The sequence below is a fragment of the Winogradskyella poriferorum genome (assembly GCF_050618035.1).
GTDB lineage: Bacteria > Bacteroidota > Bacteroidia > Flavobacteriales > Flavobacteriaceae > Winogradskyella > Winogradskyella poriferorum_A.
Genome location: NZ_JBODPY010000004.1, coordinates 404,262 through 416,668, shown reverse-complemented (window position 1 = coordinate 416,668; position 12,407 = coordinate 404,262). Strand labels below are relative to the sequence as shown.

Below are 12,407 nucleotides of genomic sequence, written 5' to 3'. Positions count from 1 at the left end.
TAAAAATAATAAATAAAATGAACACTGAATGAACATAAAAGGTAAATTAAAAACAATAAATTTAAAAAGATTTTAAAATTTTTAATTGAAAATAAAATGGCAAGAGATTACACCAAGTACAACGTGGAAGGTTTAGGAGAAAACCTTAATAAAAGAAAACTAGTATTTACCATCGTAAATGACTGGGTAGAAAAAAATAATCCCAGCTTTGAAGACTTACAAAAAGCTTTTCCAGATCAAATACAAGGTTCAAAGGGGGTCGTTAAAAAAGAAGCCGAGGTTAAAGACCCTAAGCGATACAATGTTAAAGAACCACTGAAGATTAAAAACGGTGCACATGTTGTAGTTTGTAATCAATGGGGTGAGAATATTAATGATTTTATAGTCGCTAGTGAAGAATTAGGCTATCAGATTAACACAAACGATCAGAATTCAACTCTAGGAAAGGAAAAAAACGGGAATATAAAAGAAGCATACCTTAATTACTTCCAAAATCAAACATTTGATGAAATCTATGATTTTATAGAACAAACTAATAAGTTATTTGAAAACTTTAGCTGGGAGTCTGAAAGTGACTGTGAAGAAATAGCTGATTTATATAACGATTTACATGAAATTACCTTAAAAGACTGTGTTAAATACGGTGGGTATTTGTATGTGTTTACTGAAATTTCAGATAAAATGGGAGAAGGGGAATATGATACTTACTTCGATTGGGATATAGCTACCGAGTATGGTTATGATTGGTACGATATGATACAAAGTGAAGAAACAGTTGTTCATAAGGTGGCAACTAAGTATGGTCAAAGTGAATTTGATAAATACTTTGCATCTTTATTTGTTCTGACATTATTACGAATTGTTGATAATGCAGATTCAGAAGAAATAGCAGAATTTATAGTAGCCAATGATGTTTCTGCTTACAAAGAGGTATTCACAGATACAGATGATTCAATGGAAGATTTTGTTTCTGATATGGTTATCGATCTATTGAAAAGTATTGGTTACGATATTTATGATTATGAGGGTGAATGCGCTGTTAATGGGTTACACTTCTTAGATGTAGGCTTAGATATGGGCTATGACTACATTAAGCTTGCCGAAGATTTTAGAGATTCAAACATTTAAAATAAATCATAATAATATTTAATTATTTAAATGGCAAGAGATTATACCAAGTACAACGTAGAAGGTTTAGGAGAAAACCTTAATAAAAGAAAATTAGTATTTACCATCGTAAAAGACTGGGTAGAAAAAAACAACCCAAGCTTTGAAGAATTACAAACCACTTTCCCAGATAAAATTCACGGAGGTAACCCAGATAAATTTGGTCTAGTTCGTAAGGAGGTAGATGTTAAAAATCATAAATACTTTAATATGCGTGAGCCCCTAAAAATAAAGCAAGGAGTTCATGTTGTTGTGATGAACCAATGGGGTGAAAATATTGAAAATTTCATTGCGGCTAGTGAAAAATTAGGGTACAAGATTAGAAAAAAAGAAAACACTGTAAATAAAGAATCTATTGAAAATAATGATTTCGAAATTACACTAGATGAAAACTTTCCAACTTCATTTGTTAATCAATTAACTGACAACAGGAAAGATGAAAACTTTCTTAATCAAGTAAATAATTTTTTTGAAAAAGAATTGAGGACAGACCACAAATATTTTGGTGCAGCTAAACTTTTTGAGTCACTTACCAATTCTTACTATGATAATGAAGCAGATGAATTCGAGGCATATTACATGTATACAAATTATAAATATGAAGCTGCATTTAAAATTGAAGAAGATGAATGGGAGCTCAAAGATGTATTGAAAGAAACTCCATTAGCAGATAAGATATTAGAACTTGAAGACTTAAACATTTCAGATGTAGGTAGCATAGACTTTAAACTATATTATTGTGCTTATTTTAAATATGTTGTTGAACAATTGGCATATTGTGAAGATCCAGAAATACTTGCAGAATTTATTAATGCGCAGGCCTTAGGGTACTCTGACCAGATAGTAGAAGGATTTAATTATGAGGAGGATTGGTTAGTTGATTTTGTTGATAAACTTCTATTTTATTTCTATGAAATAGACGTAGATGATTATGAAGGTGAGTACACTGCAAATGGACTTTATTTTGGAGTAAATGTAGAGTCCGAAATTGATTATGTAAAAATTGCACAAGAAATAATCGACAGTGTAATATAATTTACAAAAAATGGCAAACAGAGATTACACCAATAGAAAAGAGAGAGTGAAGTTGTTGATACAAGACAATGGATCATTAGCTTTTATATTACTAGAAAAACTATTTAATAATAAGTTAGGTGAATAGTGAATTGTTTACATATTCTTTGCGTTATGTAGAGGAGCTTCATAACAAACTGTTTGGTAGGCGCTTTAGTAAAGATGATTTTGAGCATTTGAATGTACTTTATGATTTCAAGAATTTAAGAAGCAATCTTGACCTAGAGGATTTGAATGAGAAAGTAGAGGAGCTTATTGTTCATGTAACGCAAGAAAAGGTAGATGAGATTGAAAAAGAGTCAGCAGAACTTTTAGAGTCTTATACAGCTCATTACCAGTCTGTATTTTTGGTTGATGGGTATGTTTATGCATCAATTGCTGAAGCGCTGAAGCATGCGCTAGTGCTTTATACGGTGGTAAACAAAAATAAAATTAATCACAAGCTTCTTTCTGCCAACCCTAAGCTGTAAAAGATTTTATCACGAAGCGCAAAAACGGATAGCATTATTAATGGCTGGTATTTTAATGCTAACTTTTTTGCTCTTAATCTTACCATTTTTCAGGAGCTCGGCTTACGAATGAATACCGTTAGAACTAATGACAAGGAATTAAGTATAAAGTCAATAAATTTTTTAGAAGCGGTTTACAGGTATCAAGTTGGTGAACGCATTAACGAGATCGAATCCGTTTGGAGAGAAACCAAGAATGGTAAAAAAAGATGGCAAGGTAAGTGGATTAAAAGTATAGTTGACGGTAATAAAGGAGAGCAAACTCATAATTTTGATTGGATCTCTGATACTGAAGTAATATATCAGAACACTTATGGAGTTGCTTTATCTGGAAGAAGTGAAACGAGTCTTTATCAAAAAGATAATAGTGAAAATTGGCAAAGGATAAAGTTCCTTAAAAAGTTAATACGTTAAGCAATTTATGAATAAGCCAATAATATACATAGACATGGATGGAGTCATTGCTGATTTTTCAAAAGCGATTAAAACACATCCTAAGTCGAATTTAAAACCTTACCAAGAAGACCCTGATAATATTCCAGGTATTTTTGAGCACTTAGAATTAATTACTGGAGCAAAAGGTGCCATCCATCAGCTACATCTATCAAATAAATATGATTTGTTTATATTGACAACTGCACCATGGGACAATCCTTCAGCTTGGATGCACAAGCGTTTATGGATAGAGAAACACTTTGGAGATATCTTCTATAAAAAAGTGATTATCACCCACAGAAAAGATTTACTCATTGGTGATTATTTAATCGATGACCGTACCGCTAATGGCGCAGGCAACTTTAAGGGAACTCATCTTCATTTTGGTTGGGATTACATCAATAATAAAGACAATATCTATCCAAACTGGGAAGCAATCTTAACTTATTTTAATCAACACTAATACTTAATAATGCGATACTTAACCAAATCACGTTTTAAAACAGGTCTCGAATGCCCTAATAAGCTCTTCTACACCAAAAAGGATGAATATGCCAATCAAAAAGATGAAAACCCTTTTTTAGAGGCTTTAGCCTCGGGCGGGTTTCAGGTGGAAGAATTAGCACGATTGCATTACCCAAATGGTCATTTGGTTGATGATGTTCAAGGTGATAAGTATGATTATGAGGAAAAAGTAGAAGAAACTAATCAATTGCTTCAAAATGAAAATGTTGTTATTTATGAGGCTGCTTTTAAGTATAACAATCTATTTATTCGTGTTGATATTTTAGAGAAAAAAGGGCATCAAATCAATTTAATTGAAGTTAAGGCCAAATCCTTCAAAGAGGGATACAAAGAGGTTAAGTATAATTCAGAATGGAAGTTCTATTTATTTGATGTGGCCTTTCAAAAATATGTCATAGAAAAAGCACATCCCCACTTTCGTGTCAAACCTTATTTAATGTTGGCCGACCAACTTAAAACTGCATCTATAGATGGATTAAATCAAATGTTCCGAATAAAAAAGAACAACGGGAATAGAACAGGTATAGAAAAAAAGGAAGATCAATTGGCGCAGTTAAAATTTCCAGAAGACTCGGTGTTATCCCTTAAAGATGTGACTGATATCATCACTAAAATTGAAGCCGGAGAACATCGTATTTTAGAAGAGTATGAATTTGAAGATGCCATTGAGATATTAGCCAAAGCCTATCAAGACGACTGTTATTTTGGTTACCCTCTGGACTTTGCTAAATGCAAACACTGTGAATTTAAAACCGATGCTGATTCAAAAGATAAAAAATCTGGATTTGAAGAATGTTTTAAAAAGCAATTAGGATGGAAAGAGGATGATTTTAAAGCACCAAACGCTTTTGAGATTTGGGATTTTAGGCGTTGGAAAAATCTTACTGATGAAGGTAAACTAAAGTTAACTGAAATTGAGGATGATGAATTTGGCGATATGAAGCCCAAAGAATTAGGCATATCACGAATCGAACGTCAATTGATTCAAAAATATAAATCTATTGAAAAAGACAATAAAATATATTTAGATAAAGAAGGCTTAAGTCGTGAGATGACCACTTGGAAACCGCCTTACAATTTCATTGATTTTGAAGCCTCAACGGTAGCTTTGCCTTTTTACAGCGGACAACACCCCTACGAAAAAGTAGTGTTCCAATTTTCTCACCACATTTACCAAGAAGATGGACGCATAGAGCACGCCAACGAGTTTATTAACGTTAATCCGGGAGAGTTTCCAAACTTTGAGTTTATAAGAGCACTTAAAGCTGCATTAGAACAAAACACAGGCTCTGTGTTTCAGTTTTCGCCTTATGAAAATTCAACTTTAAATCAAGTTAAACGGCAATTAGAAGCCTCTGTAGAGCTAGACAAAGAAGACTTGATTACATTTATCAAAACACTAACAACACCACCCAAAAGTAACGATTACAAAGGAGAAGTTTGGGAGGTTAAGCGAATGATGATTGACCTATGTGAAGTGATCAAGGCTTATTATTATAATCCCTATACCAAAGGGAGCAATTCTATTAAGGCCATTTTGCCAGCCATTTTCAAAACTTCTGCATTCATAAAGGAAAAATACAGTCAACCAATTGCAGACATAAACATGACGAGTAAAAATTTTCCGAGTCATTATAAGTGGCTAAGAATAAAAGATGGCGAAATTGAAGACCCTTACAAGTCATTAGATAAGCCTTTTAAAGATTGGGATACAGATTTTGAGCGTAAAAGTGACATTGAAGAAATTAATAATGGCGGAGCTGCTCTTATTGCTTATGGATTAACCCAATATACTGATATGAGTACTGAAGAACGTAACACTTTACGCGAGGCCTTACTTAAATATTGCGAGCTAGACACCTTAGCTATGGTGATGGTATTTGAGCATTTGAGAGAATCTCTATTAATAACAGAAATTGATAATATTAAATAACAAGACAAAATCTATTAAATTAAAATATAAATTATGAAAGACATCAAAAACAATTATGCTATTCAAAAACAGATTAAAGAATGTGTTTATCTTATTATTCTTGACTGTAAAGACGGTTTATGGGATTCATTAGACGTTAGAAGAGCACATCTTGAAGGTAGGCGTTTGGATATAAAACCTAAAAAATTCAATGGCCCATATTTAATTAAAATAGGACGCAATACAAAATCTCAAACATTATTTGATCGGATGAAAAGCTATAGAAGTTTGACTACATTACCAGATAGCATGAAGCCTATTTTCGATGAGAAATTACTAGAACACTATTGCTACGATTTCACTGGAAAAGGAACAGATTATGTTAAAAATTTAGAACAGGGCCTAAAAAACTGGATAAATACCAAGTATAAGTCAAAAAGATATACTACTAGTGAGTATTATCAACTTGAATCTTTAGAGGATGTGTTAGCTTTTAAGGAATATTTCCAAATATTTTTCAAACAGTTAAAATAAGTTAATATCATTAATTTGTTACACTATGGTTAAAAAGTAAAACTAAGTCACTAAGAGACATCGATTATTACGTAAAATATCCAGAAGAATTTTTGATCATTCTGAACTAATAACTTTCGGATTTTATTTTAAAGTATAAGTAGATTATGAGCGTTTCAAATCTTTAAACTATGAACATTGACACTATAAAAAGCAAAATCATAAAATTAGCAGAGGAGCATCATTCTATAGATGGCGAGGATTTTAAAGAGATTAAATCCGCAGAGCTATTAGAGTCAGAAGCTCAAGACCTCATTATTGAGTATTGTGTAAACAAGAATTATCTTGTCAATGGTTTTCCAACCCAAAAGAAAGAGATGCCTGAAGAGTATGATGAAGATTATTTTTCTATGGAGCGCTATCAATTATACTTAGATAAATTAACGCTTGAAAAAGAAGATGTGGCAGAATTGACGTGGTGTTATGTGTCAAGTTTTTGGCCTGGATGGTTTGATTCTAAAGACGAATATATTGAGAGCATAGTCCATCAAATCAATTCAAGTAATTTTTATGATGTTGATTTGTAATGTAATATAGTTGTGCTTTAATATAAATTATTATCTCAAAACACTTAATCATCAATACATCAAATGTTGTTTGGATTTGTTTCTCCATCCAGCTTGGTTCTCGTAGTCAACAAAGAATATTTTTAAATCAGCTTGGTTCTTGTACTCCACGAAGAACAGCTTCTTGTCAGCTTGATTGGCATATTTGGTAAAGAACCATTTACCATCGTTTTTCCCAGCTTGATTTTGGTATTTGACCTTATAAACCTTTAAGTCGGCTTGGTTTTCATAATCGACCACAAATACCTTAACATCTGCTTGATTGACATATTGTACCGAAAATACCTTTTGGGCCTTACAATTGATTCCGAATAATAGGATTGCTGAGATTGTAAAAAATAGTTTCATTTTAGATATATTATGGTTCGTTCTTAAAAATAGCAAAAAATAGGCCAGATATTGCTTTCCAACAAATCACTAATTAAAGGTAAATTGATTTTATAGTAAAACAATCTAAATAAAATATGTAACTACCCAATAGTTTAGAAAATTGAGCTAAGCTTTCTGTAATTGAGTTCGATATTTTTTCTGTATGCTCTACTAAATGAGACTCAAGCGCTTTTTGTGTTTGAGTCTTTTGTTTTTTAGGGTTGTAATTTTATAAAAATGAACTGGTTAACTCAAAAATCAGGTTCATTTTACTGGTTCTACATTCCTTGTTTTTCATTGAAAACCTAAAGCCTTCGGGAAACAGGATGTTTTGGAAAAGCCTTTTGCTATGGTAATCCAGTGATTCGTAGAATTGACGGGGTTTTGGGCTACTTTGAAAAAGAATTTCATTACTTTTTTGTGGTTCGACATTTTTGACGGCAGATTCAGAAGAAATTGTTTTTTCTTTTCAATTTGTTCTTTAAGCCTTGATCCATGTTTTTCAAAAATCTCCTTTGATATTTCATCGGTGGCGTACCTAAATTCGATTTTATCATACTGTTCCTGAAGATTGTTTATCTCAGAGTTTAGCTGTCGCTTTTTATCAGCACTCGTTGATATTTGATGCTCAATAATCTTCTCTAGTTGTTTTGAGAACAGATTTTGAAACGCTTTTGATAACTTAAGAGATTCCAAAACACCAGAAAATTGCTGATGCATACCAGCTGATAGTGATTTCGTTCTTGTATTTGCATTTATCGTTTTATTACAGGACGAACATTTATAGTATAGGATCTGCTTTCTTTTGTTCTTATATGAGGCCATATTAGTGTTACAGTCGTCACAAATCAAGAACTTTGGAGCCAAAGGGGTCTCGGTATTGCCATTTATTTTTGGAATACCTATCTGGTTCGAATTATTGAGCTTATTTTGAAGCATACCAAATTCCTTTTTTGTAATTATTGGTTCCCAATGTCCTTTGATTTCGATATCGGGAACTAAACTGTTGGTAAAGTAACCAGCATAAAATATGTTAGACCACATTTTGTTAAGGGTCTGTTTTGGGATATACAATCCCTCTAGTTGCAGATAGTCTTGAATTTCCTTATTGCCATAGTTTTTGTCTTAAATGCAGTACAACTGCAGGGTTAAACGTAGTTCTGCTTAGAGAATGAAAAGATAATAAATTCTTAAGCAATAATCAGAGAATCGGTCTTCCTTATAATCTCTGATTATTGATTGTCAATTAGCTTCGCGAGAGCGAAGAGTATATTGTAGAATTTATTAGATTGGGAATTCGAGAAGCAGGATCAAATTACTTTTAACCGACGATGTCGCACGTTTTGGCTCGAGGCCCGCTGAAGGCGATATTTTTGGGATGGGCATTAGTGGTAATTTGGTTTAACCCTGCAGATGATAGCACGTTTACTTTAAGGTGCATTGTCTGCGAAGCAGCGCATATTAAAGTTCGCCTTTGGCGAATGTGCTATCATCGGTCTTGTATATGATACGTTGCGTGTTTTAGCACTAAAGTTAGCAAATAAATCACAGATAGAAAGTCCGCGAGGATTTTCGTAAATAAGCCTTCATTAGCAATGGATTATATACATTGTTGTACACAGTATTTTTAGTTCTAATTTTGTGATTGTCCCTTAAATTCTATTTTAAATTAGACTTTATTATTCTATAATCTTAATTCCGTGTTCTAAAATATTCTTTGATAGTACTAAAGTTTTTCAAAAGTTTTCTTGCAGTATGTTTCTTTTACTATCTAATGGAATACTCTTTTTGTGTTGGCTTAAGCTGGTGGAGAAAAAGTGTGTGGAATGTTAATATAAATTAATTTTTTTTCTAACTTAATTCATTGTTATTAAAAGAGAAGTCTAATTACAGCATTTGTTGTTAAACCCAGAGAAAATCTTGAAAACTTATTTACTCCATCACTTTCATTGACCCTGTAAAAGTCTTTAATAACATTTTGCTTGTTAGAGATGTTCCAAACTGATGCACCAATTTCTGACCGAAATGTGTTACTTATTTTGAATTTGTAAATAGCTGAAGCATCAATTCTCATATAATCAATTAATCTTTGACCATTACCTTCATCAAAATTTACATCATCATCTACAATCTCATTACCCACTAACGGTATAGTAGTTGGGTTTCCTGTTCGGTAATTTAATCCTGCTGAGACATTCCAAGATTTATTACTAAACGTTGTACCCAAAGTAACAGAATGTGTTATATCAAAGTTGCTCGAAAACTCAATATCTTCAAGAGCTTCAAATGAGTAAATATTATTCATATAAGAATAGCTTAACCAACTATTGAAGTTACCAAAAGTTTTTCGGCAGAGAAACTCAAATCCATAGACATCATAACTTCCTTTTTCTTTTGCAAACTCGTATTTAGTGGTAAAGCTCTGACTTTGGGTGGTTATGCCATCAACTGTTTTGTAATAGCCTTTGGCATCTAAAAACCAACCACTATTCTTATACAGTATTCCAAATGAAGTTTGTTTACTTTGTAGCACAGGAATACTATCGTTATCGGTTAACTGCCATCGTCTCTTTTCAATTCCTAAAAAGTCATTTTGGAAATTGACAATTTGTGAAGTGCTTTGGTGTTTAAATTCTCCTTGTGCCTCAATTTCAAAATGTTCTCCTATTGATTTTCTAACGCTTAATCTAGGTTCAACTATCAATTTTTCAAAACGAGTTAGATAGTTCGCTCTTACACCACCTCTAACTGAAAAGTCATTATTTGGACTTTTATACAAAGCTTGACCGAAGACTGCATGTTCTCTCAATATTTCTTCATCACGTCTCACAAAACGTGGTAAATCAATATCGTTTAAATTAATAACTTCCGTTTCTGTAAATTGATAGCCAAGATTAAAACGCCATCTATTTTCCTCATATAAGTTATTCAATTGAACACTTGTTTCAGAAACAATGTTTTCTTGTAACTGAAGCTGATTATTTAAAACATCTGCGTTAAGAGCTTCGAGCTTATACTCATTATCATAGATGTTAATGGTTGAGGACAACTTTTCATTCCATTGTCTTTTATAGTTTAGTCCAATAGCAAGAGTATTTTGAGAAATACCGCTTCTTCTTGATTGTGAAATTCCATTAACGTCGGCAGTTTCGTTAAAGCCTAAATCGTTGTTAATCAAAATAAAGTTTAGCCTTAAAAAATCTTTGTCTGTTGGCTGATATAACCATCTTAAAGAAGCATCATAAAAATCAAACTCTTGGTTAGAATTAGTAACGTTGGAAACATTATTGTCTGCTTCCGTTTCTTGAATTACTCTTTCAAAATAGACATCGTAAGTTGGTGTTCTTACAAAATCATCTAATGACTTTCTTGAAGCTATTTGCAATGATGATTTGTTTCCTATTGGTATGTTTGAAAATAACTCCGCATTTAAGAAGTTAAGTCCAAAAACACCATTAAATTTTGAATCAATTTGTTTATCTGTTTGCATGTGGATTGTTCCTGAAACACCATCTGTCAATGCTACATCCGAACCATTATTAATTACATTAGCAGTTTGCGTCATAAGAGGGTTAAAACTTGATATTAGACCAAAGAAGTGTCCTGTTTGATACATTTTTATATCATCCCAAAGCATTAAATTCTGGTCATTAGAGCCTCCTCGAATATTGATGTTTGAAACCGTTTCATCAACACTCAAAACACTAGGCAGTGCTTGAACAGTTTGCAAAACATCAGATTCAATAAGGCCAGGTAACAAACTGAACTTTTTGTAGTCAATGGATGTTGTCCAGTCTTGTCTTTTGTCAATTCCACGAACCAAATAAGATTCAATGAGAACAGGTGCTATGACTTCTTGTTGGGCAAACATTGTTACTGTTGAACAGGCTTCTAAGTTGAAGTATTTTAATTGACGTTCTATGGTCTTGAATCCAATATGCCTTATGGTTAATACTTCATTTAAAGATTTGAGTTCAATTTCAAAATAACCCTTATCATCAGTTACAGCATAAGCAAACTTACTCGTTACCGTAGCTGAAACGAGTGGACTTTGTGATTCAGAATCAATTATATAACCGCATAACTGAATCCCTTTAGAAATAGTATATACCATATCACTGACCCTCTCAAAGACTAGGTTAGTTTGATTTTCAAGATTCTTAATTTTAGCTGATAGTTTTAAATCCTTTGGTATAGGTTCTACAAGAATATCTTTTAGAAGACTGCTTTCATAATTAAAAGTGATTGAGTGAATCTGTGAAATTTCTTCAAGAACTTTAGAAATAGGTACACCCTGTTCAGAATTTTGTCCTAATATTTGATATAGTGGAAAGACACTTAATAACAGAAATATGTAAAATCTAGTTCTCCCCATTCGTAATAATGACCTTGTTTGTGTCGATTAAATAGGTCAAATTAAAGGGCTTAGAGATTGATTTTAGTGCGTTTTCAAGATTATCATGTTCAAAAGCACCTGTAAACTGAATATTCAAATCAGATGGATACTGAACTTTTATATTATACTGTTTTTCGAGTTCAATGATAACATCTTCAAAAGATGCGTTTTCAAAAACACTCATGTTTTTTAACCAATGTGGCTCTGCTATTGTAATTTTAGATTTAGAACCTTTTCCTGATGATAAGATAAACTCTGTTCCAGCAGGTAACTTAACATTCTCATCATCAAATGCAACTTGCACCAAACCTTCATAACATGAGACTTTAAAAATACTATCTCTCGACATTACATTAAATTCTGTACCAAGAACGCTTACTATACCAAAAGGCGTATTAACATCAAATCGTTTTCCTTTTTCTACATCGAAAAAAGCTTCTCCAGTTAAATCCAATGATCTATTAGAATTCCATTTGGTATTATTGTATTGTAGCTCGGATAGTTCGTTGAGATTAACAATTGAGTTGTCAGGCAAGGTAATGACTTCATTTTGGGCTAAAGTGGTCTGATAAGAGCTAATTTGGTCTTTATTTAAAAATGTAAAGAGTGCAAAACCAACAATAAAAATTGCAGCTATACTAGATACAACTTTTACCCAATTGATAGAATTGTTGTTTTTGGAAACTAGTTTCTCATCCAATGTATCAAAAGATTCAACTTTGGCATGTGTACTAACATTAAACCGTTGAGCTTCTTCAATAATTTCCTTATAGAGGTCGGCATCTTCCAATGCATTGAAAGCTATTGACTCTGTATCAGACAGGTCATTATTTAACCACTTTTTTACTAATTGCTCTTTATCCATAACATGCTGTTATATA

At 32.4% G+C, this 12,407-nt stretch carries 11 protein-coding genes and 1 pseudogene; 8 read left to right on the top strand and 4 right to left on the bottom strand.

Annotation, left to right across the window (positions count from 1 at the left end):
• Positions 1-96 precede the first annotated feature (96 nt).
• From ACRHOC_RS11660 to ACRHOC_RS11625, 8 genes are all read left to right on the top strand, one after another.
• Positions 97-1,128: a hypothetical protein gene (locus ACRHOC_RS11660; RefSeq protein ID WP_431158818.1), complete on the top strand. Its 1,032-nt coding sequence runs from the start codon at positions 97-99 to the stop codon at positions 1,126-1,128.
• 30 nt (positions 1,129-1,158) lie between these two features.
• On the top strand, positions 1,159-2,202 hold the full coding sequence (locus tag ACRHOC_RS11655) for a hypothetical protein (RefSeq protein WP_431158817.1): 1,044 nt from the start codon (positions 1,159-1,161) through the stop codon (positions 2,200-2,202).
• Positions 2,203-2,321: 119 nt separating this feature from the next.
• Positions 2,322-2,711 (top strand): hypothetical protein, encoded by a 390-nt coding sequence (locus ACRHOC_RS11650; protein ID WP_431158816.1) that lies wholly within the window; start codon positions 2,322-2,324, stop codon positions 2,709-2,711.
• A 108-nt stretch (positions 2,712-2,819) separates the two neighbouring features.
• Positions 2,820-3,164 carry a hypothetical protein gene (locus tag ACRHOC_RS11645; protein WP_431158815.1) on the top strand — a complete coding sequence of 115 codons (345 nt, stop codon included), beginning with the start codon at positions 2,820-2,822 and terminating at the stop codon, positions 3,162-3,164.
• Positions 3,165-3,171: 7 nt separating this feature from the next.
• Positions 3,172-3,648 carry a 5' nucleotidase, NT5C type gene (locus tag ACRHOC_RS11640; RefSeq protein WP_431158814.1) on the top strand — a complete coding sequence of 159 codons (477 nt, stop codon included), beginning with the start codon at positions 3,172-3,174 and terminating at the stop codon, positions 3,646-3,648.
• A 9-nt stretch (positions 3,649-3,657) separates the two neighbouring features.
• Entirely contained in the window at positions 3,658-5,643 is a 1,986-nt protein-coding gene (locus ACRHOC_RS11635; protein WP_431158813.1) for a DUF2779 domain-containing protein, read from the top strand.
• A gap of 33 nt (positions 5,644-5,676) precedes the next feature.
• Positions 5,677-6,156: a hypothetical protein gene (locus ACRHOC_RS11630; protein WP_431158812.1), complete on the top strand. Its 480-nt coding sequence runs from the start codon at positions 5,677-5,679 to the stop codon at positions 6,154-6,156.
• Between the two features lie 170 nt (positions 6,157-6,326).
• Positions 6,327-6,722 carry a hypothetical protein gene (locus ACRHOC_RS11625; protein WP_431158811.1) on the top strand — a complete coding sequence of 132 codons (396 nt, stop codon included), beginning with the start codon at positions 6,327-6,329 and terminating at the stop codon, positions 6,720-6,722.
• Between the two features lie 51 nt (positions 6,723-6,773).
• Here ACRHOC_RS11625 and ACRHOC_RS11620 read toward each other — a convergent pair whose 3' ends face one another.
• The 4 genes and pseudogenes from ACRHOC_RS11620 to ACRHOC_RS11605 form a co-directional block, all read right to left on the bottom strand.
• Positions 6,774-7,109, bottom strand: coding sequence for a DUF6150 family protein (locus tag ACRHOC_RS11620; RefSeq protein ID WP_431158810.1), 336 nt, complete (start codon positions 7,107-7,109; stop codon positions 6,774-6,776).
• A gap of 315 nt (positions 7,110-7,424) precedes the next feature.
• Positions 7,425-8,237: pseudogene (locus tag ACRHOC_RS11615) on the bottom strand (hypothetical protein); the annotation flags it as partial.
• Positions 8,238-9,000: 763 nt separating this feature from the next.
• On the bottom strand, positions 9,001-11,505 hold the full coding sequence (locus tag ACRHOC_RS11610; protein ID WP_431158809.1) for a TonB-dependent receptor: 2,505 nt from the start codon (positions 11,503-11,505) through the stop codon (positions 9,001-9,003).
• Positions 11,492-12,391, bottom strand: coding sequence for a FecR family protein (locus ACRHOC_RS11605; RefSeq protein ID WP_431158808.1), 900 nt, complete (start codon positions 12,389-12,391; stop codon positions 11,492-11,494). The genes ACRHOC_RS11610 and ACRHOC_RS11605 overlap by 14 nt, the downstream gene beginning before the upstream one ends.
• Positions 12,392-12,407 lie beyond the last annotated feature (16 nt).

What these genes read in the sequence shown, in the direction of transcription:
- ACRHOC_RS11610 (WP_431158809.1), bottom strand. Translation starts at nt 11,505, where the DNA reads ATGGGGAGAACTAGATTTTACATATTTCTGTTATTAAGTGTCTTTCCA.
- ACRHOC_RS11640 (WP_431158814.1), top strand. Translation starts at nt 3,172, where the DNA reads ATGAATAAGCCAATAATATACATAGACATGGATGGAGTCATTGCTGAT.
- ACRHOC_RS11660 (WP_431158818.1), top strand. Translation starts at nt 97, where the DNA reads ATGGCAAGAGATTACACCAAGTACAACGTGGAAGGTTTAGGAGAAAAC.
- ACRHOC_RS11620 (WP_431158810.1), bottom strand. Translation starts at nt 7,109, where the DNA reads ATGAAACTATTTTTTACAATCTCAGCAATCCTATTATTCGGAATCAAT.
- ACRHOC_RS11635 (WP_431158813.1), top strand. Translation starts at nt 3,658, where the DNA reads ATGCGATACTTAACCAAATCACGTTTTAAAACAGGTCTCGAATGCCCT.
- ACRHOC_RS11645 (WP_431158815.1), top strand. Translation starts at nt 2,820, where the DNA reads ATGAATACCGTTAGAACTAATGACAAGGAATTAAGTATAAAGTCAATA.
- ACRHOC_RS11630 (WP_431158812.1), top strand. Translation starts at nt 5,677, where the DNA reads ATGAAAGACATCAAAAACAATTATGCTATTCAAAAACAGATTAAAGAA.
- ACRHOC_RS11625 (WP_431158811.1), top strand. Translation starts at nt 6,327, where the DNA reads ATGAACATTGACACTATAAAAAGCAAAATCATAAAATTAGCAGAGGAG.
- ACRHOC_RS11605 (WP_431158808.1), bottom strand. Translation starts at nt 12,391, where the DNA reads ATGGATAAAGAGCAATTAGTAAAAAAGTGGTTAAATAATGACCTGTCT.
- ACRHOC_RS11655 (WP_431158817.1), top strand. Translation starts at nt 1,159, where the DNA reads ATGGCAAGAGATTATACCAAGTACAACGTAGAAGGTTTAGGAGAAAAC.